At 66.4% G+C, this 19,846-nt stretch carries 21 protein-coding genes and 1 pseudogene; 11 read left to right on the top strand and 11 right to left on the bottom strand.

Going from position 1 to position 19,846, the window contains the following annotated elements:
• The first annotated feature begins 58 nt into the window (after nt 1–58).
• The 5 genes from pyk (at nt 59) to BSG17_RS05055 (ending at nt 4,679) form a co-directional block, all read left to right on the top strand.
• Nucleotides 59–1,813 carry a pyruvate kinase gene (gene pyk, locus BSG17_RS05075; protein ID WP_089821662.1) on the top strand — a complete coding sequence of 585 codons (1,755 nt, stop codon included), beginning with the start codon at nt 59–61 and terminating at the stop codon, nt 1,811–1,813.
• Nucleotides 1,814–1,891: 78 nt separating this feature from the next.
• Nucleotides 1,892–2,089 (top strand): DUF7312 domain-containing protein, encoded by a 198-nt coding sequence (locus tag BSG17_RS05070; protein ID WP_089821660.1) that lies wholly within the window; start codon nt 1,892–1,894, stop codon nt 2,087–2,089.
• The gene (locus tag BSG17_RS05065; RefSeq protein ID WP_394327951.1) at nt 2,086–2,721 is read left to right on the top strand and encodes an NfeD family protein; all 636 of its coding nucleotides are present in this window, start codon (nt 2,086–2,088) and stop codon (nt 2,719–2,721) included. Before BSG17_RS05070 ends, BSG17_RS05065 begins: the two co-directional genes overlap by 4 nt.
• A gap of 93 nt (nt 2,722–2,814) precedes the next feature.
• Entirely contained in the window at nt 2,815–4,017 is a 1,203-nt protein-coding gene (locus BSG17_RS05060; protein ID WP_089821658.1) for an SPFH domain-containing protein, read from the top strand.
• Between the two features lie 53 nt (nt 4,018–4,070).
• Nucleotides 4,071–4,679 carry a winged helix-turn-helix transcriptional regulator gene (locus BSG17_RS05055; protein ID WP_089821656.1) on the top strand — a complete coding sequence of 203 codons (609 nt, stop codon included), beginning with the start codon at nt 4,071–4,073 and terminating at the stop codon, nt 4,677–4,679.
• A 149-nt stretch (nt 4,680–4,828) separates the two neighbouring features.
• Here the strand turns inward: BSG17_RS05055 and BSG17_RS05050 are convergent, their stop codons facing one another.
• Entirely contained in the window at nt 4,829–5,065 is a 237-nt protein-coding gene (locus BSG17_RS05050; RefSeq protein WP_089821654.1) for a DUF7123 family protein, read from the bottom strand.
• Between the two features lie 279 nt (nt 5,066–5,344).
• Between BSG17_RS05050 and BSG17_RS05045 the strand changes: the two genes are divergently transcribed.
• Nucleotides 5,345–7,222: a flippase-like domain-containing protein gene (locus BSG17_RS05045; protein ID WP_089821652.1), complete on the top strand. Its 1,878-nt coding sequence runs from the start codon at nt 5,345–5,347 to the stop codon at nt 7,220–7,222.
• A 68-nt stretch (nt 7,223–7,290) separates the two neighbouring features.
• On the opposite strand, the gene yjjX is transcribed toward BSG17_RS05045, so the two are convergent.
• Both yjjX and BSG17_RS05035 read right to left on the bottom strand, forming a co-directional pair.
• A complete protein-coding gene (gene yjjX / locus BSG17_RS05040; protein WP_089821650.1) occupies nt 7,291–7,809 on the bottom strand; it encodes an inosine/xanthosine triphosphatase in 519 nt (172 codons plus the stop codon).
• A gap of 22 nt (nt 7,810–7,831) precedes the next feature.
• Nucleotides 7,832–8,518 carry a helical backbone metal receptor gene (locus BSG17_RS05035; RefSeq protein ID WP_394327954.1) on the bottom strand — a complete coding sequence of 229 codons (687 nt, stop codon included), beginning with the start codon at nt 8,516–8,518 and terminating at the stop codon, nt 7,832–7,834.
• A 277-nt stretch (nt 8,519–8,795) separates the two neighbouring features.
• On the opposite strand from BSG17_RS05035, the gene BSG17_RS05030 reads away from it, so the two are divergent.
• The 5 genes and pseudogenes from BSG17_RS05030 to BSG17_RS27740 all read left to right on the top strand — a co-directional run.
• Nucleotides 8,796–9,755: a transcription initiation factor IIB gene (locus BSG17_RS05030; protein WP_089821647.1), complete on the top strand. Its 960-nt coding sequence runs from the start codon at nt 8,796–8,798 to the stop codon at nt 9,753–9,755.
• Nucleotides 9,756–9,946: 191 nt separating this feature from the next.
• The gene (locus BSG17_RS05025) at nt 9,947–11,134 is read left to right on the top strand and encodes a DNA-methyltransferase (protein WP_394327953.1); all 1,188 of its coding nucleotides are present in this window, start codon (nt 9,947–9,949) and stop codon (nt 11,132–11,134) included.
• A 49-nt stretch (nt 11,135–11,183) separates the two neighbouring features.
• Nucleotides 11,184–11,882, top strand: a complete 699-nt coding sequence (locus BSG17_RS05020; protein ID WP_089821642.1) for a type I 3-dehydroquinate dehydratase — start codon at nt 11,184–11,186, stop codon at nt 11,880–11,882.
• A 30-nt stretch (nt 11,883–11,912) separates the two neighbouring features.
• Nucleotides 11,913–12,335, top strand: coding sequence for a zinc ribbon domain-containing protein (locus BSG17_RS05015; RefSeq protein WP_089821640.1), 423 nt, complete (start codon nt 11,913–11,915; stop codon nt 12,333–12,335).
• Nucleotides 12,336–12,388: 53 nt separating this feature from the next.
• A pseudogene (locus BSG17_RS27740) lies at nt 12,389–12,625 on the top strand (RNA-guided endonuclease InsQ/TnpB family protein); the annotation flags it as partial.
• Nucleotides 12,626–12,741: 116 nt separating this feature from the next.
• Here the strand turns inward: BSG17_RS27740 and BSG17_RS05005 are convergent.
• From BSG17_RS05005 to trpC, 8 genes are all read right to left on the bottom strand, one after another.
• Nucleotides 12,742–13,734 (bottom strand): DUF7972 family membrane protein, encoded by a 993-nt coding sequence (locus BSG17_RS05005; protein ID WP_089821638.1) that lies wholly within the window; start codon nt 13,732–13,734, stop codon nt 12,742–12,744.
• Between the two features lie 385 nt (nt 13,735–14,119).
• The gene (locus tag BSG17_RS05000) at nt 14,120–15,316 is read right to left on the bottom strand and encodes a 3-dehydroquinate synthase II (protein WP_089821637.1); all 1,197 of its coding nucleotides are present in this window, start codon (nt 15,314–15,316) and stop codon (nt 14,120–14,122) included.
• Nucleotides 15,317–15,437: 121 nt separating this feature from the next.
• Nucleotides 15,438–15,587, bottom strand: coding sequence for a hypothetical protein (locus tag BSG17_RS26770; RefSeq protein WP_170864712.1), 150 nt, complete (start codon nt 15,585–15,587; stop codon nt 15,438–15,440).
• Nucleotides 15,588–15,590: 3 nt separating this feature from the next.
• Nucleotides 15,591–16,073 (bottom strand): DUF2243 domain-containing protein, encoded by a 483-nt coding sequence (locus BSG17_RS04995; RefSeq protein WP_089821635.1) that lies wholly within the window; start codon nt 16,071–16,073, stop codon nt 15,591–15,593.
• Nucleotides 16,074–16,146: 73 nt separating this feature from the next.
• Nucleotides 16,147–16,941, bottom strand: a complete 795-nt coding sequence (locus BSG17_RS04990) for a 2-amino-3,7-dideoxy-D-threo-hept-6-ulosonate synthase (protein WP_089821633.1) — start codon at nt 16,939–16,941, stop codon at nt 16,147–16,149.
• 34 nt (nt 16,942–16,975) lie between these two features.
• Nucleotides 16,976–17,812 (bottom strand): tryptophan synthase subunit alpha, encoded by an 837-nt coding sequence (gene trpA, locus BSG17_RS04985; protein WP_089821632.1) that lies wholly within the window; start codon nt 17,810–17,812, stop codon nt 16,976–16,978.
• Nucleotides 17,813–19,057, bottom strand: a complete 1,245-nt coding sequence (gene trpB / locus BSG17_RS04980) for a tryptophan synthase subunit beta (protein WP_089821630.1) — start codon at nt 19,055–19,057, stop codon at nt 17,813–17,815. It lies immediately after the preceding gene.
• Entirely contained in the window at nt 19,054–19,827 is a 774-nt protein-coding gene (gene trpC / locus BSG17_RS04975) for an indole-3-glycerol phosphate synthase (RefSeq protein ID WP_089822006.1), read from the bottom strand. The genes trpB and trpC overlap by 4 nt, the downstream gene beginning before the upstream one ends.
• Nucleotides 19,828–19,846: the final 19 nt, after the last annotated feature.

The raw sequence follows: 19,846 nt of genomic DNA, 5'->3' as shown, positions 1-19,846 counted from the left end.
TACTCGGATGGGAGTTGTATCGACGGGGTTTTTCAACACGACTCCCGTATCGGGGCGCATGAGAAACGCGAAGATCGTCTGTACCCTTGGTCCGGCGTCGGACGACCGGACGACGATCCGCGAGCTCGTCGACGCCGGGATGTCGGTGGCACGGCTCAACGCCAGCCACGGCACGCCCGAACACCGCGCGGAGGTCATCGACCGCGTCCGCGCCGTCGACGAAGCCACGGAGGAGCCGGTCGCCGCGATGGTCGACCTGCAGGGTCCGGAAGTCCGAACCGCACCGCTCGACGAACCGATCTTCCTCGAGACCGGCTCGGAGGTCCGGTTCGTCGAGGGCGAGGAGGCGACACCCGAGGAGGTCGGCCTGTCGTACTCCATCACCGCGGCCGAACGGGGCGACACCGTCCTGCTCGACGACGGCCGCATCGAGGCGACCATCGTCGACATCGACGGCGACGCCGTCGTCGCACACGTCGACTCCGGCGGCGAACTCAGTGGGCGGAAGGGGGTCAACCTCCCCGGCGTCGACCTCGATATCGATCTCATCACTGACGGCGACAGACGGGAGCTGGAGGTCGCTGCCGAGAAGAACGCCGACTTCGTCGCGGCGAGTTTCGTTCGGTCGGCGGGCGACGTCTACGCCATCAGCGACGCGCTCGACGAACTCGGCGCGGACATCCCTATCGTCGCCAAAATCGAGCGCGCCGGCGCGGTCGACAACCTCGACGAGATCATCGACGCCTCGTACGGTGTGATGGTCGCCCGTGGCGACCTCGGCGTCGAGTGTCCGCTGGAGGACGTGCCGATGATCCAGAAGCGCATCATCCGCAAGTGTATCGACGCGGGCGTCCCCGTCATCACGGCGACGGAGATGCTCGACTCGATGGTCCACTCGCGGCGACCGACGCGCGCGGAAGCCTCCGACGTCGCCAACGCCGTCCTCGACGGGACGGACGCGGTGATGCTGTCGGGCGAGACTGCCATCGGCGACAACCCGGTACGCGTCGTCGAGACGATGGACCGTATCGTCCGACAGATCGAGTCCAGCGCGGAGTATGGCGAGAGTCAGGAACAGCGCGTGCCGACGGCCGACCAGGACTCTCGGACGGAGGCGTTGGCACGGTCGGCTCGGTATCTCGCTCGCGACATCGACGCCGCCGCCATCGTCGCGGCCTCCGAGTCCGGCTACACCGCCCGCAAGACCGCGAAGTTCCGCTCCGGCGTCCCGGTCGTCGCGACGACGCCGAACGACCGCGTGCGTCGCCAGCTCGCGCTCTCGTGGGGTGTCAACGCCGAGTACGCCGAGTACAGCGAGGGTGTCGACTCCATCATCGAGAACGGGGTCTCGGCCGCCCTCGACGCCGGCGTCGCCGAGAGCGGCGACACAGTCGTCGTCCTCTCGGGGATGATGACCGAACTGGAGGGGACGAACACGACGAACATGCTGAAAGTCCACGTCGCCGCCGAGGCGGTGGCGACGGGCCGGAAAGTCGTCGGCGGTCGCGCTGCCGGACCGCTGTTCCGGGTCGGCGACGGCGACCTCGACGACGCTCCCGACGGGGCGATACTCGTCGTCCCCGCGTCGTTTGAGGGCGAGTTCACCGGTGACGTCGAGCGGATCGCGGGGATCGTCGACGCCCGTGCCGGGATGACCGGCTACCCGGCGCTCGTCGCCCGCGAACTCGACATCCCGATGATCTCGGGCGCGCCGCTACCCGACGCGCTCCCGGACGGCGAGACGATCACGCTCCACGCCGAACGCGGTGTCGTCTACGAGGGCGACATCATCAGACACCAAAAGCAGCGCTGAACTGTCGGTCACGACCCGTCTCGTCGACCGGTCTCGGACGGCGGTAGCCCTTTGAATCCCCGCCCCCTAGCAGTACGTATGCAATCCCCGTCCGACGATCGATCGGCCGACGACGACACGGAGTGGCAGTTCGGCCTCGACGAGGTCGGTGAGGACGCCGAGACGACCGACGAACCGGAGTTACCACCGCTCGAACCCGGCGACCCCTCACTGGAGAACGCGATGTTCGTCCTCCTCGGCGTCGTGGGGACGCTCCTCATCTTCGTCTCGCTGTGAGCTCGCTCGTCTCGGACCGATCGCTCGGGTTCGCCGCGGGACTGCCGCTCGTCGCCCTCCAGTTGGACCCCATCGACCCAGCGGTGCTGCCGCTGCTCTTGGTCGTCGCAGGGATCGGACTGTCGCTCGCGGAGGCGCTGGCTCCGGGGGCGCACTTCGTCGTCCTCGGTGTCGCACTCCTCGCAGCAGGGGTAGTCGGGTTGCTCCTAGGCCCGCTGGCTAGTCCGATCGTCCTCGCACTGATGGTGTTCCTGTTCGGCGGCCTCGCGCTGTACGGCTACCGCGAGTTCGACATCTACGGCGGGAAGGGGACGCAACAGACCTCCGATTCCGAGTCGCTGACGGGGAAGACCGGTCGCGTCACCCAACGCGTCACCCCCTCGGACGGCGAGATCAAACTCGACAGCGGCGGGTTCAACCCCTACTACGCCGCGCGGTCGGTCCACGGCGAGATCCCCGAGGGGGCGGAGGTGATGGTCGTCGACCCCGGCGGCGGTAACGTCGTGACGGTCGAGGCGATCGACTCCGTCGAGGAGGACGAGATCGACCGCGAACTCCGGAAGGGCCGGGAGGCACGACGACGACGGGAGCGAGAGACGAACGAGTTCGAAGAGGAGACCGAGCGAGCCTGACCACCGCTCCGATCGATCGTCCACGCCGATACTGTCGTTCCGTTGCCCGATTTTGGGCAAAGCCTTATTTAACCAACATCCGAAGCGTCGGGTATGGACCCCGTATTGCTCCAGAGCATCGTGGGTGGTGCCGCCGTCTTCGTCGGCCTGCTCCTCTTGCTGCTCGCCATCGTCGTCGTCTACTCGATGGTGGAGATCGTCAACGCGTACGAGAAGCGTGCGCTGACGGTCTTCGGCGAGTACCGCAAACTGCTCGAACCCGGTATCAACTTCGTCCCGCCGTTCGTGTCTCGGACGTATCCGTTCGACATGCGGACGCAGACGCTGGACGTCCCTCGACAAGAAGCGATCACGAAAGACAACTCGCCGGTCACCGCCGACGCCGTCGTCTACATCAAGGTGATGGACGCGAAGAAGGCGTTCCTCGAAGTCGAGGACTACAAGACCGCCGTCTCCAACCTCGCCCAGACGACGCTCCGGGCCGTCCTCGGCGACATGGAACTCGACGACACGCTCAACAAGCGACAGGAGATCAACGCCCGCATCCGTCGCGAACTCGACGAACCCACCGACGAGTGGGGGATCCGCGTCGAGAGCGTCGAGGTCCGGGAGGTCAACCCGAGCGCCGACGTCCAGCAGGCGATGGAACAGCAGACCTCCGCCGAGCGTCGTCGCCGTGCGATGATCCTCGAAGCGCAGGGTGAACGCCGCAGCGCCGTCGAACAGGCCGAAGGGGAGAAGCAGTCGAACATCATCCGCGCTCAGGGGGAGAAGCAGTCACAGATCCTCGAAGCGCAGGGTGACGCCATCTCGACCGTGCTCCGCGCGAAGTCCGCCGAGTCGATGGGCGAGCGCGCAATCATCGACAAGGGGATGGAGACGCTGGAGAAGATCGGTCAGGGCGAGTCGACGACGTTCGTCCTCCCCCAGGAGCTGACCTCACTGGTCGGTCGCTACGGCAAGCAGTTGACCGGCAGCGACGTTCAGGACAAAGAGGGGCTCAGTTCGATGGACTTCGACGAGGAGACCCGCGAACTCATCGGGCTCGACGACATCGAGGAGATCCTCGGACAGATCGACGATGCCGCCGAGATGGACGTCCAACAGCTCGAACAGGAGGCCGAAGCGATCAAGGCCGGCGAAGGTGTCGACATGAAGAGCGCCGAGGAGGTCATCGAGGAGGCCAACGAGGAAGAGTCGGCGGCAGACGCCGACCAGACCCCCACCGATTCGTCGTCGGCGTCGCAGAAGGACAGTCAGCGCCCCGACGACGAGGAGATGGAGCTCGACAAGTAGCTCGCCCGACTAAGCGAAGCCTTTTCTTTCCCTAACCCCGTAACACATAACAGATGTCCGACAGAGTCGACGAGGAGAAGCGGGCGACGCTCCGTCGCTTCGCCGCACTCGGCGCGGCAACGCCTTTCGTGGGGAGTCGGTCCGACCGCGAGGACGACACCCGCAGCGACGCCCGCGACGCTATCGTCGGCTACCTGGGCGCGACGCCCGGGGCACACTTCTCGAAACTCCGTGACGATCTCAAACTCGGGACGGGCGAGACGCAACACCACCTCAAGCGCCTGCTCGCCGACGGCGTCGTCGAGTCGCGTCGCGACGGCGACTACCGTCGCCTCTTCCCGGCGGGTCGCTTCTCCGAGTTCGAACAGGTCGCACTCGGTTACCTCCGACGGCGGACGCCGCGGGGGATGCTCATCGAACTGTTGCGCAATCCGACGGCGACGGGCAGCGATCTCGCGGCGACGCTCGACGTCTCTCGGGCGACCGTGAGCAACTACGCCAAGGAGTTGGAGGCGGCCGATCTGCTCTCCCGCGAGGACGGCTACGCCGTCGAGTCGCCGGAGACGGTCATCACTCTGTTACTGCGCTACGCCGACTCCTTCGACGAGGACGCCGCTGCCTTCGCCTCCGAAGCCGACTCGCTCATCCGGTTCGACCCCTGACGCTCGACGACTGGCCACGCACTGTCGAAACGGTGCTGGCCGTTCTCGGCCGCTCTCTGACAAACGGACGGCTACCGTTCGACAGTGACGACTCTCGTCGTTGCAACGGACCACGAGGATGACGGTGACTGCGACGGTCGCTGGCGACGCTAGACGCTGACCTTCCAGGTCGTCCCAGAGGAGTAGCCCCACTTCTCGACGGCGACGTCGTGTTCACCGGACAGGATGGCGCGCATGTTGGCCCCGACCTCCTTGGCGGTGAGACCCAGGTCGTCGGCGATGAGCCGCGACTTGAAGTAGGTCTTCGTCTCTCCCTCCTCGCGGAGGTACTGCAGGATGCGCTGTTGTTTGTCGGTGAGGTCGGTGCCGGCGGCGGTGGCGCTCATATCTCACAGATAGTTGGTTCGCCTAATAGGGGATTTGGTACAGCCGGTTAACACGCTCTCGTCGGGCGGTTTTCGTCCACATCCGTCGTCGGTGACTCCCTGGAAGACGCCGAGCGGGTACAGTTACCTAACAGACGTGCTCCTCGACCGATCCCGCCGAACAGTCCCACCCGCTCAGTTCCTGTGTGAGACGTTGGCGTGGGAACGGGTGCTGTTATCTATCACCGAAGGGAGAGGTGGTCAGAAAGTTCATACGGCCGGATATCGCACCAGTATCTAATGAGTAGCTCGCGCCAGGCGAGTCCTGTCGTCACCTCTACACGCACCCCCGAGGTGAGTGTGGTCCTTCCTGCGTACAACGAAGAGAAGACCATCGAGGAGACCGTCCGAACGACGCTCGAGACGCTCTCGGGGTTCCTCCCGGAGGGCGCCTACGAGGTTCTCGTCGCCGAGGACGGCTGTGACGACCGGACACCAGAGATCGCAGACCGACTCGCGGCCGAGGATCCGCGGGTACGCCACTTCCACAGCGACGAACGACTCGGGCGCGGCGGTGCGCTCGAGCGTGCGTTCGAGGCCGCAGACGGCGACGTGCTCGTCTACTTCGACACGGACCTCGCGACCGACATGAGCCATCTCGAAGAGCTCGTCGAACGCGTCCGCTCGGGAGAGTACGACGTCGCCACCGGGTCGCGGTGGATGAGCGAGAACGTCGCCGACCGACCCGCGAAACGCGGCGTCCCGAGTCGGTTCTACAACCTCTTCGTCCGCTTCTTCCTCCGGTCGGAGCTTCGTGACCACCAGTGTGGGTTCAAGGCGTTCAGCCGCGAGGCGTTCAACCTCCTGCGCTACGACGTCAAAGACAACCACTGGTTCTGGGACACCGAGATGCTGGTCCGGGCGCAGCGTTCGGGGCTCCGCGTCGCCGAGTTCCCCGTCGACTGGGAGCCGAAGGGCGACACGAAAGTCGACCTCGTCCGCGACGTCTTCGGGATGGGGAGTCAGATCCTCCGGACCTGGTGGGAGCTGTCGGTCGAGCCCCGAATCGACCGCAAGGTGTCGATGGCGGTCGGCGTGCTGATGACGCTCGTCGCACTCGCCCTGATGACCGTCTACATCGACTTCGAGCAGGTGCTCGCCCGGATGGCCGAGGCCGACCCCACGCTCGTCGGCGGTGCGGCGCTCGTCTACCTGCTCTCGTGGCCGCTGCGCGGGCTTCGCTACCGCGACATCCTCGCTGAGCTGGGGTATCCGAGCAGTCCGAAGTTCCTGACCGGGGCCATCTTCATCAGCCAGACCGGGAACCTCGTCTTCCCGGCACGGGCAGGTGACGCCGTCCGCGCGTACGTCGTGAAGGCACGACGTGGCATCCCGTACCCCTCGGGATTCGCCTCGCTCGCCGCAGAGCGCGTCTTCGACCTGCTGTCACTGGTTGCGCTCGCGGGGACCGTCCTCGTGGGACTCACGCTGACGGGCGGGACGGCCGACCTCGTCGAAGGCATCTTCGCCAGCGGGACGGTCGGGACGGTCGACCGTGGCGCTGCCCGCGTCGCGACCGGCGTCGCCGCCGGCGTCGGCGTCGCCGCCATCGTCGCCGTCGCCGCCATCGTCGCCAGCGCGCGCTCGGACTCGCAGCTCATCCGTCGGTCGATCGCGCGGGTCAGCACCGACTCGTACGCCGACTCCGTCGCGAGTATCATCGAGCGGTTCGTCGGCGACCTCCAGCGGGCCGCTGGGACGCGCCGGGCGTTCGCCCGCGTCGGCCTCTCCAGTCTCGCCATCTGGGTGCTCGACGTCGTGACGGCGCTGCTCGTGTTGCTCGCGCTCGGCACGGACGTCGGGGCCGGCGGTGTCTCGTTCGTGTCGCTCGTCGCCGTGTCGTTCTTCGCGGTGAGCGTCGGCAACCTCGCGAAGGTGCTCCCGCTCTCGCCGGGTGGGATCGGTCTCTACGAGGCCGCCTTCACGGTGCTCGTGGTGGCGCTAACGCCCATCGCCGCACCCGTCGCACTCGGCGCGGCGTTCCTCGACCACGCGGTGAAGAACCTCGTCACCGCCGCCGGCGGCGTCGTCTCGATGGCGTCGCTCAACGTCTCGCTGACGACCGCGGTCGAGGAGTCTTCCGACATCCACGACGCGGCCGAACCGACGCAGGACTGACCGCAGTCGACGCGCTCTCCTCGTCTCTCCTTCCTCTCGCTTCGTCGCTCTCCCTCGCTCTTCGTCTTTCAGCCGTCTGCTCCGTACAGATCTGTCTCGAACGGCCCGAACGCGCCCGCGAGCGCCGCACCGAGCGCCGCCGCGCGGTCGACGCGCCCACCGGAGAGCGCGCCAGCCGCACCCGCCTTCTTCGCGACGTCGGTCGTCCCGAGGACGTCGTCCATGACGGGGCCGAGCTCCGCGCCGTCGCTCACTCGGGCGGCGACGTCGGCCGGAAGTTCGAGACTCGGTCCGGCGCCGCGTCCGACGGTCTCGCCGTCGGTGACGGCCGCCCACATGATCAAGAACAGCCCGTCAGTGCCGTCGAACGTCGCGACGCCGCCCTCGAGGCCGACGCCGTAGTCGAACTCGTCGGTCGCGAGCACGTTGCGGGCGCGGTTCTCGGCTCCTCGAACCGTCTCCGCGTGGCCCGTCGGCTGTTCGCTCACGCCAGAGTCGACGCCGACCGCCGTCACTGTCGCCTCCGGCAACGTCCGTTCGACCGCTCGTCGCTTCGCGGGGTTCCCGCTCCCGACACCGATGTGCATACGCTCTCTGTCGTGTCGGAGCCTATCGACCTGTCGGAAGCGGGCCGTGGAGCAGTTCGGCCAGCGTCTCGACCCCGTCGAGGAGTCGCGGACTTGGCTGGTTGAGGAGTGCGTCGTCGACGACGTGGACCGCGGCGTCGAGATCCCAGCCGCGGTCGGCGACGACGCCGGGGTCGACCCGGTCGCCACGACCGCAGACGTGGAGGACGACGTGGTCCGGGTCGGCGGCGGTCACGGTCGCCGCCGAGACCTCCCGGGAGCGGTCGCCGGCGTCGACGAAGGGGTACGTCCCACCGGCGACCTCGACGGCGTCGGGGACCCAGTTGCCGGCGGCCATCGGCGGGTCCGACCACTCCTCGCAGTAGACGACGGGTCGCTCGCGGCCGTCGACGTGGGTTGCGATACGGTCGAGCCGCCGGCGGGCGTCCGCTTCGAGGCGTCTCCCCGCCTCCGGTCGGCCGACGGCACGACCGAGCGTCTCGAACGTCTCGAGCGTCTCTGCCAGCGTGGTCGGGGCGGTGTGGACCACCTCGTACCCCCGGTCGCGGAGGTCGTCTCGGATCTCCGCCTGCAGGTCGTCGCAGGTGCAGACCACGTCGGGAGCGAGGTCCGCGAGGCGGTCGAGCGCCGGGTTGAGCCAGCCACCGACGGCCGGTCGGTCGAGGTCACAGTGCGTCGTAACCCCGACGAGGCAGTCGGCGGCCTCCATCGCGGCGAGCGTCGCCGTCGCGCTCGGGGCGAGCGAGACGACTCGCGGTTCGTCTGTCACGTCGACTTGTCGGACTGGCAGCGACAAATATCCGGCGCGACAGTGTTGATATTTAACCTTTGCTACGAATTCGAATCAGGTCCGTTATATCGCCTAAATTCGGCGTTTATTTGACTCTTTACCACAGCATTTATATGGTTGGTGTCCTTTTGTCGGGTAAGGAACGCACCGGGTTTTTTGAGGCAGTTCGCCCCCGGGAGCGCCCGCCGTCCCATACATGAGTGAAAAGACGCACACCCGGACACAGACGAGCGAGCAGACGACATCGAACGGTGAGACGCTTCGATGCCCCGAATGCGACGGAAACGTCGTCTCCGACGAGGGGCACGGTGAGACAGTCTGTGCGGACTGTGGACTCGTCGTCTCGGAGGACTCGGTCGACCGCGGCCCGGAGTGGCGCGCGTTCAACGCCAGCGAGAAGGACCAGAAGTCCCGCGTCGGAGCACCGACGACCAACACGATGCATGACAAGGGGCTGTCGACGAACATCGACTGGCGGAACAAAGACGCCTACGGCAACTCGCTCGGTTCCCGCCAGCGACAGAAGATGCAACGGCTCCGCAAGTGGAACGAGCGGTTCCGCACTCGTGACTCCAAGGAGCGCAATCTCAAGCAGGCGCTCGGCGAGATCGACCGGATGGCGAGTGCCCTGGGACTCCCGACGAACGTCCGCGAGACCGCGTCGGTGATCTATCGTCGCGCGCTCGACGAGAATCTCCTCCCCGGGCGCTCCATCGAGGGCGTCTCGACCGCCTGTGTCTACGCGGCCGCCCGGATGGCCGGCGTCCCCCGGAGCCTCGACGAGATCACCGACGTCTCCCGCGTCGAGAAGAGCGAGGTCGCTCGAACGTACCGCTACGTCGTCCGCGAACTCAAACTCGAGGTACGTCCCGCGGACCCCGAGAGCTACGTCCCCCGGTTCGCCTCCTCGCTCGAACTCTCCGAGGAGACCGAACGACGCGCCCGCCAACTACTGAAGAACGCCAAAGAGCAGGGCGTCCACAGCGGGAAGTCACCGGTCGGGCTCGCCGCCGCCGCCGTCTACGCCGCTGCCCTCCTGACCAACGAGAAGACGACTCAGGCGGCGGTCAGCGAGGTGGCCGACATCAGCGAGGTCACCATCCGTAACCGGTATCACGAACTGCTGGAGGCCGAGGAAGGCCTCGGCGTCGCCTGAGGTGACGCGCTCGACTGTTTCGTCGTCCTGAGACGCGTCTCGCTCGTCTCTGGTCGCTCGTCGTGTCCGACCACGTCGCTCGGAGGCGACTGTGGGGTGTCGCCTCGGGACGACCTTCCAGCGTGACTGGACCGGCGTCGGCAACCGCGAGACCCCAAACTACAACTTTCAGACCTGTGCACATGTACCGAGTGCACACCAACCACGTCCTCCGCGCGGCCGACGCGACGGACATGAGCCACGTCGCAGACGAGTCGGTCGACCTGGTGATCACCTCGCCTCCCTACCCGATGATCGAGATGTGGGACGAGCTGTTCACTGCGCGGGACCCGGCGATCGCCGATGCCCTCGCCGACGGCGACGGCGACGCCGCCTTCGAGCGGATGCACGCCCAACTGGACGACGTCTGGGACGAGGTCGCTCGCGTCCTCGCGCCCGGCGGCATCGTCTGTGTCAACGTCGGCGACGCCGTCCGATCGTTCGACGACGGGTTCAGACAGTTTCCGAACCACGCGCGAGTCATCGAGGCGTTCGACGACCGCGGTCTCCGGTCGCTCCCGGACATCCTCTGGCGCAAACCGACGAACCGTCTCACGAAGTTCATGGGGTCGGGGATGCTCCCACCCAGCGCCTACGTCACCCTCGAACACGAGTACGTGCTCGTCTTCCGCAAGGGAGAGGCGCGTGACTTCCCGCCGAGCGACCCCGAACGCTACGCGAGCGCCTTCTTCTGGGAGGAGCGCAACGAGTGGTTCTCCGATCTCTGGTCGTTCACGGGGACCGACCAGACGATGGAGGCGACGGCGACCGACGACCGAGAGCGGTCGGCGGCGTTCCCGCTCGAACTCCCGCTTCGACTCGTCCGGATGTACTCGACGTACGGCGACACCGTCCTCGACCCTTTCGCCGGGACGGGGACGACGACGCTCGCGGCGATGCACGCCGGCCGCGACTCCGTCGGTTACGAACTCGACGCCGACCTCGTCGAAGGGTTCGACGAGCGAACGACGGACCTCCCGACGCGGTCGCGGCGTCGAACCCGCCAGCGACTCGAGCGCCATCGGTCGTTCGTCGCCGACCGCGACCCGGACTATGAGGCGGTCCACTACGACGTCCCGGTCGTGACGCAGCAGGAGCGTCAGATACGGCTCTACGCCGTCACGGACGTCGCGAGAGCGACCGTCGGCGCAGACGAAGACGGCGACGTCGCCGCCGAGCGTGCCGTCCCGGACGGTCAGGGCGTCGAGGGTTCTCACGGTGACGAACGCCCGCACGGAGAGGCGTACGACGAGACGCGGACCGACTGTCGCAGCGTCCGCTACCGTCTCTCTCACACGCCGCTGGACGAGCTCGACGAGTCCGACGCCGACCACGGCTGACGTTGCGCCGAACGGGCAACGTTTACCCCGTCGCGTCACAGCACTCGGTATGGACTTCGACCGCTTCGTGCTCACAGCAAGCACTGCGGATCTCTCTGCGGAGCCGGCGGCACGCGACCACGCCGACGCCGTCGAGTTTCGGATGGATCTCGCGGACGACCCGCTGGCGGCACTGGACGCCTACGACGGCGAGCTCCCGCTTCTGGTCACCAACCGTGCCGTCTGGGAAGGAGGGGATGCGCCCGAGGAGGGCCGACTCGCCACGCTGGAGACAGCCGTCGAACACGACGCCGTCGAGGCCGTCGACGTCGAACTCCGGGCGCTCACCGGCACGGCGGAGACGACCGCTCGCGACGCGGCCGCGCTCCGAGAGCACGCCCGCGACCACGACGCCGCCGTCGTCGTCTCCGTCCACGACTTCGAGAGGACGCCGCCGGCGTCCGAACTCCGGGAGCTGCTCGTCGACGCGGCCCGCGAGGGAGACGTCGGCAAACTCGCGGTGACGGCGACCGATCGCGCCGACACGCTCGCGCTCCTGTCGGCGACGTACGAGGCGACGGCGGCCGGCGAGACGGTGGCGACGATGGCGATGGGTGAGCCGGGCCGTCACACGCGGGCGGTCGCGCCGCTCTACGGCTCTCGGATCGGCTACGCGCCGGTCGACCCGGCCGACGCGACCGCGCCGGGACAGTACGACCTCGCGACGCTCGCCCACCTGGTTGAGCGACTCGACACACCCGAGGCTTAATGGTAATCGAACAAGACATTCGGAGTAATCATGGGAGACACGGGACGGCGCGCACTCGTCGCGGCGCTGCTGGGCGCACTCGGTGCCTCGCTCGGTATCGCCGGTGTCGGCCACGCCTACCTGCGAGAGTGGCGTCGCGGCGTCGCGTGGTTCACGTTCGTTCTCGGGTCGATGCTCGTCTTGGTGTCGGTGTTCTCCGACCCGTCGAGAGTGACGGCGGACGTCGACTCGCTCCCGCTGACGGTCGTCGCTCCCATCCTCCTCTTGCTGTCGCTGAGCACCTTCGACGCCTACTATCTCGCCCGTCGCGGCCCGATCGGCCACTCGGGTCCGGACGCGGTCGTCTGTCCTCACTGCGGCGGTGAAGTCGACCCCGACCTCCAGTTCTGTCACTGGTGTTCCGAACCGCTCTCGACGCACCAGTCGTCGGACCGACGGACGCAGAGTCGATAGAGAGCGGTAGACGACCCCAGACTTCCGATCAAGACGCTCTCCGAGAGTCGCCGGACAGTCAGCGCGTTTAACGCGGCCTGTACGTCTGCGAAGAGTGTAATGCGGCGTTCAACGCTGACGTGAACGAGGCGGAGAACATCCGCCTCGAGTTGAACCAAAGGAACTCCGAGTCTCCACCCGTTTTGGGTGGGGAGAGGAGTACCGGCTGGTTGGCACAGCATGGAGCCTACCTATATGACCTGTCCAGCGGATTCCAACCACAGGAACAAGCGGTAGACTGCAACCCGTAATATCCCAATCCAGCGGTGCGGTGCCGTGGGGTTCCCGCGTTGACGAGAGACGCCGTGTCTCGTTCGCACGCCAGAACGCTCCACGTTCTGGGGACGTCTTCTGGCGCGGGAGGATGTCAATCCTCCCAGTCGAAGAGAGGCGCTCGCTCTGATTCGTGGAGGATAAACGGGCCGATAGCCCCCGATTCCTTCGCGATCGAGGCCGTCCGAAGGACGTGCGCAGTGAAAATAAAGAACGGAATCAACGCAAGCGTTACTCCGACGTTGATGAGCCAGACGAGTACGGGGACGCTGAGTACCGTTCCCGACACAGTCTCCGGTTTCAGATAAAGCGCGGCAGATACCGAGAAAATAAGCGCCGGGATTCCCGTAAAGAGGATCCGTCGAGACAAATTAACCAGTTCCCACTGGAGATAGTGTGCCTTGAAGAACTCCTCTGCCGGGCCAAACAACTCCAAGATATCTACGAGATCATCGATCGCCTCCTGTGCCTCTTCGCTCAAACTCTCTTGATGCACCCAGTACAGTCGACGAACGAGGTAGATCTTCCAGGAGTAATTGTACGAAAGAGCGGCCCGCATGATTGTGAACTCTCCGAACGATGCGTCTTCTAATTCATCGGTAATCCCGTCGGCACTTGTGGCGATCCGATCGACCAGCTGGTCGACCCGGTCCCGAAGGAGTTGGTCAGAACTCCCTTTTACGGCCTCCTGAACCGTCTCAGCCCGATCGACGCTCGTATTGATGAGCGTACTGAGGAACCGCTCCGGCTCTGGCGGACCAGTCCATTGAAACTCTCGCTCAGAGTCCTTCCTGAACGCCATCGACTTCTCCATCCGCTCGCGTTGTCGGCCCAGTGACCCGAACTCTTCGGAGAGCACGAGCTGATTGATCGAAACGACGAGCGTCATCCCGGTGATGAGGACACCGACGAGGGTTTGAAACAGCGTCTCGATCGTGTCCCCGTCGCTCAATATCGACAGATACGGAACATCGAGCGTGCCGAAAATCGTGAGGCAACCGAAGCAAGTGAGCGCCAGTATACCTGTAACGGTTAATCGATTTCCACTGAACAGAAACCAGTCCTTGAGTGATCGTTCACTATCCATTATCGTCTGGAGACATGAACGACTTCGACGGGATGGATGGTTCGAGGCTTATCATTTAAACGGGGAAACGCCGCACAAAAAGATAAAACGTGGGACTGTTGATCGCTTCCACCGAAACCGTACGAACTTTCCGTGTTGGAAATCAGACCAGAGAGCTACTCGGAACGCATATCTACTGGACAGTCGTTCGGCGACGATTGTCCGGAACGAACGAAACTGGTTTGCTGAATCCGTTCTCTCTCTTCGGCACACAGATTCCAGGAGGTGAGAGACGTGCGACGTCGAAAAGTACGGGGACGTTCGCTAACCTCCACGAGAACAAGGACAGGCCAGGGAAAGCGCGGACGACCCGACGTGGCGACGACGTGGACGCCGCCGCGCGGTGTCACTTCTCGATGATGCTCTCTTCGACGGCCTCGCCGAAATGGCGGGCAGTGTCCTCGTAGTAGACGAGCATCTCGTCGCCGACCTGGACGTCGGTGACGGCCTTCCGGCCCTCGCTCGTCGGCACCTTGATGGTCTCTGCGTTCTGCAGCAGCGTCTCGATACGGTCCTCGCCGCTCTCGGTCTCGATGCGCGCCTCGACGCGGAACATCGGGCGCTTCTCGATCTTTACGCGGCCGACGATGGCCTCGCGGGTGTTGCCCTGCGTGTCGACGACCTGCACCTCGTCGCCGCTCTTGAGTTCCGAGAGGTACTTCGTCTCGCCGCCGGGCGTGCGGACGTAGGCGTGGACGGCCCCCGCGTTCACGCGGAACGGACGGGAAGCGACGTACGGCGACTCGGCGGTCTCGGCGTGGACGAAGAACAGCCCGCGGCCCATGCTGCCGACGAGCATCCCCTCGTCGTGTTCGAGCAGGCTCCCCGTGTCGACGCAGACGCGGTCGGCCATCCCCGTCCGTTCGACGGCGGTCACCTCGGCCCAGGTGAGGTCGAGCGACTCGCGCTCGGCGGCGTCGCGCACCTCGACGGTCTTGCGGATCTCGTCGGGGCTATCGGTGTCGAGGAGGACGCCGTCGGCACCGAGCTCGAGCGTTTCGAAGGCGGTCTTGGCCTCCTCGGCCGTCGTCACGCCGGTGACGAGGTCGGTCTCGTCGCCGATGCGGGCGATGAGATTCTCGAGCGGAATGATCTGCCAGTTCTCGCCGACGACGAGCGTGAACTCCGCGTCGTGGGCGGCCTCCTCGGCGAACGACTCGTAGTCCTGATCGAAGATGCGGACGTACGCACCCTGTGCGCGGTCGTCGCCGCGGCGGAGCGTCGTCAGATCCGCAGAGCCGGAGAAGTCGGAGGGGAGATCGACGGTGCCGTCGCCCTCGCCGCCCTTGCCGACGACGTAGGCGTCTGCACGGGCCTCGTGGCCGCCGTCGTTCTCGGCGTCCTCGGCGTCGAGGACGTACGCCTCGGTGTCCTGCAGGAACGCCGCGATCTTCACGTCGCCGAGCTCGCGGACGCGAGCGATGTCGCTCTCGTCGACGAGCACCCAGTCGACGCCCGATTCGAGACCGGCGGTGATCCGTTTCTTTCGTGTCTCCCAGTCGCCGACGGTGTCGTCGGCCTTCAGCCAGACGCTGCGTGTCATTACCGGACTCTTTCCGTGACGGTGGCTTGAACGTGGCGGATACCACAGCCCTTGTCGGGGTCCCCGCCGCGGCGGACGGTGGGCGATCACCGAACGACGGGCGGTCGTCGAGCGCGGTCGGTCAGTCGGTCAACAGGAGTCCGAACAGTCGGTCGCTGGCGACGACGCCGGCGACGACGACCGCGCCGAACAGTGCCACGCCGAGGAACAGCAACAACCAGTGTGGCAGCGCCGTCTCGACACCGACGCCGGCGGGACCGACGTGCAGCATCGGCTACGCCTCCGCCTCCGACCGGACGGGGTTCCCCCCGGCGTGTCGGTACAGATACGCGCCCGCACCGACGATGAGCAAGCTGACGACGACCCAGTGGGGGTCGTAGATCCCCGCCCCGCTGTGAGTCGCGTGGTGGACCCCGAGCAGCATGTGGTCGACGACGACATCGAGCAGGTCGAACAGTCCGACGCCGAGCACCGTTGCCCCCGCCAGCGGTTTCAGCCGGAGCGGTGCGGCCGCACGCCGCTCTGCGGCCCACACCAGACCGCCCCCGACGCCGGCCACCGCGAGCATGGTAAGCGAGAACAGCCCGTCCGCGAGGATGTTCATCCGAAGCCCCGACAGCGTCGACGGGTCGTAGACGTTCGAGACGAGATGGTGCAACTGCAGGACATGATGGAGAAAGAGGACGTCGACGAGTCCACTGAGTCCGAACCCGAAGACGACCGCCCCGACGACGCTCTGAGTGGCGATCCGGTTCATAGCTCTCGGTACAGCGGCCGCTCCTGTATGCGTTGTTGCCGAAAGAACTGACCTCGTCGACGGACCGTCCGGGCTACTCGTCGGGGGCGAGTTCCGCCAGTTCGAGCGCTTCCTCGGCGCTGCGGTCGTCGTGGATGATGGCGGAGACGGCGCGCGAGATGGCCTCGGGGTCGTCGTGCTGGAAGATGCTGCGACCCATCGAGACGCCGGCCGCACCGGCGTCCATCGTCCCGCGGACCATCTCGGCGGTCTGTCGGTTCGTCCCCTTGCTCCCACCGGCGATGACGACCGGGAGGCGCGTCGACTCGACGACGTGGCGGAAACTGTCGGCGTCGCCGCTGTAGCCCGTCTTGACGACGTCCGCACCGAGTTCTTCGGCGAGTCGGACGGCGTGGCCGATCGCCTCGGGGTCGTCGCCGGCGATGTCCGGGCCGCGGGCGTACGCCATCGCGAGCACCGGGATCCCGAAGCGGTGTGCCTTCTCGGTCACCTCGCCGAGTTGGGTCATCTGCGTCGGTTCGTAGTTGCTGCCGACGTTGATGTGGAAGGAGACGGCGTCGGCGCCGACGCGGATGGCCTCCTCGACGCTACTGGTGAGTCGCTTGTCGTCCTCGTCGGGGCCGATCACCGTCGACCCGTTGAGGTGGACAATGAACCCCTTCGTGTTCTTGTTCGGGTGGACGCGCGGGGCGACCCCCTTCTGTGTGAGTACCGCGTCGGCACCACCACGGGTGATGGCGTCGACTGTCGATTCGATGTCTTTCAGCCCCTTCACCGGGCCGAGCGTCACTCCGTGGTCCATCGGGACGACGAAATATCGTCCGTCTGTGCCGATGCGTTCGAGTCGAGACTGTAGGCCTGCGTCCATGAGTTTAGTTATGTGAATCTGTGTCAATCCGTCCTTATTGCCGTTCCGGATGCGGTACACGTTGCTCGGCACCCCGGAGGGCGCCGTCTTTCAGCTCGCGCGCCTTGGTTTCGAGACGGTCGGCCACCTCGGCGGCGCTGTCGCCGCTTTCGTGTCCTTCGGCGACGATGTCCACGAGCGCGCTGCCGACGATGATGCCGTCGGCGCCGCCGGCGACGATGTTCGCGGCGTGTTCGCCCGTCTTGATGCCGAAGCCGACGGCCTTCGGCACGTCCCACTGCGAGAGACGGTCGAGGCTGTGACCGGTCTCCTCGGAGACGTCGTCCTGTGCGCCGGTGACGCCGAGGCGGGCCTGCACGTACACGTAGCCCGACACCCGTTCCATGATGCGTTCGAGTCGCTCGCCGCGCGTCGTCGGCGCGACGATGAACACGAGGTCGCGGTCGAACTCGTCGCACGCTTCACGGAGCGGGTCGGCCTCCTCGGCGGGCAGGTCCGGGACGACGAAGCCGTCGATGCCGACCTCGGCGGCCTTCTCGACGAAAGGACGTGGACCGGGTTCCTCACCGAACTGGTAGATGAGGTTGTAGTACGTCATGCAGACCAGCGGGACGTCGACGTCCAACTCCTCGACGAACTCGAAGAACCGCGTCGGCGTCATCCCGCCCTCCAGCGACCGGACGACGGCCGACTGGATGGTCGGTCCCTCCGCGATCGGTTCGGAGAACGGCAGCCCGAGTTCGATCAGGTCGGCACCACCGCGTTCGAGCGCCTCGACGTACGCCAGCGAGGACTCGTAGTCCGGGTCGCCGACGGCGAGATACGGGACGAACGCGGGACCGTCGTCGAAGGCGTCGGAGATCCGGCTCATTCAGAGCCCTCCCTGGAACGCGTCCATGTCGGGGGCGTTCGGGATGTCGCGCTTGCTCGTCTCCTCGATGACCGACTCGAGGTCCTTGTCGCCGCGGCCCGAGACGTTGACGACGACCGTCTCGCCCAACTGCTCGTACTCCTCGTGGAGATACGCGAAGGCGTGGGCCGTCTCTAGTGCCGGGATGACGCCCTCCTCCTGGGAGAGACGGTGGAACGCCTCCAGTGCGGCGTCGTCGTCGACGTTGACGGGCGTGACGCGTCCCTCGTCGACGAGATGTGCGAGTTCGGGGCCGACGCCCGCGTAGTCGAGCCCCGAGGAGACGCTGTGGGACTCCATGATCTGGCCGTCGCGGTCCTGCAGGAGTTTCGTGCGAGCGCCGTGGAGCACGCCCTCGTCGCCGGTCGACAGCGACGCGGAGTTGGGGGCGACCCCCGCCTCCTCGTCGACTTCGAGGCTACTCCCACCCGCCTCGACGGCGTAGAGGTCGACCCCCTCGTCGTCGACGAACTCCGCGAACGCGCCCATCGTGTTCGACCCGCCGCCCGCACAGGCGAGTACGGAGTCCGGCAGGCCGCCGAACTGCTCTTCGGACTGGCGGCGCGCCTCCTCCGAAATCACGGCCTGAAAGTCCCGCACCATGCTCGGGAACGGGTGTGGACCGACGACCGATCCGATGACGTAGTGCGTCGTCTCGACGGTCGTCGCCCAGTCGCGCATCGTCTCGGAGATGGCCTCCTTGAGCGTCCCGCGACCGACCGTGACGGGGTTCACTTCGGCCCCGTTGATACGCATTCGGAACACGTTGGGGCGCTGGCGGTTGATGTCGCGCGTCCCCATGTAGATCTCGCAGGGCATGTCGAGGTGGGCGGCCGCCATCGCCGTCGCGGTGCCGTGCTGGCCTGCGCCGGTCTCGGCGACGATGCGCTCTTTGCCCATGTACTTCGCGAGCAGCACCTGTCCGAGCGCGTTGTTCAGTTTGTGCGCGCCGCCGTGGAGGAGATCCTCGCGCTTCAGGTAGACCTCTCGGTCGTAGCGTTCCGAGAGGCGGTCCGCCCGCTGCAGCGGCGTCGGTCGGCCGCCGAAGTCCCGCAGTCGCCGTCGGAACTCGTCTACGAACCCGTCTTCGTTGTTCAGGACGTAGCGTTCGTAGGCGTCGTCCAGTTCCTCGATGGCCGGCATCAACGCCTCGGGTACGTACTGTCCGCCGTAGTCGCCGAATTTGCCGTCTGTGTTCGTGCTCATGTCGTCTCCTGTGTCGCGGTCGTCAGGCGCCGGACGTTCTCAGTCACGTCACCAGCGCCCATGATCGCCGTCCCGACGAGGAGCGCGTCCGCACCGGCCGCGCGCATCCGTCGCACGTCGTCGACGGTCGACACGCCGCTCTCTGCGATGAGTGTCACGTCGTCGGGGACGCCCGTCGCGACCTCCTCGAACGTCACGAGGTCTACCTCCAACTTGGCGAGGTCGCGGTTATTGATTCCGATGATGGACGCGTCTGCCGCGAGCGCCGCCTCCAACTCGGCGGCGTCGTGGACCTCGACCAGCGCCTGGAACCCGCGTGACTCGGCCGCCTCGACCAGTCCGGCGAGGTCGTCGACGAACCGGGCGATGAGCAGCACGACGTCCGACTCGACGACGTCGAGTTGGTCCTCGCGCACGACGAAGTCCTTCCGCAGGACGGGGACGTCCACCGCCTCACGGATGCGTCGGAGGTTCGCCGTCGATCCGCCGAAGTGCTCGGGTTCGGTGAGCACCGACAGGGCGGCGGCCCCGCCTGCGACCATCTGCTCGGCCAGTTCGACCGGGTCCTCGTCGCGCGTCCCCTCCGTCGTCGGACTCGTCGGCTTGACCTCCGCGATGATCGGCACGCGACCGTCGGCCTCGACTGCCGCGACGGCGTCGGTGAGCGACCGCGCGTCGACGGCGAGTCGCTCCGTCCCGCCCTCGCGTTCCCGCGCCGCGGCGAGAATAGAGCGCACCGCCGGCGCGATCTCGTCCTCATTAGCGTTCATCATTGTACACTAGCGCACT

This window comes from Halogranum amylolyticum, assembly GCF_900110465.1.
GTDB classification, from domain to species: domain Archaea; phylum Halobacteriota; class Halobacteria; order Halobacteriales; family Haloferacaceae; genus Halogranum; species Halogranum amylolyticum.
This window is presented reverse-complemented; position numbering and strand designations above follow the sequence as displayed.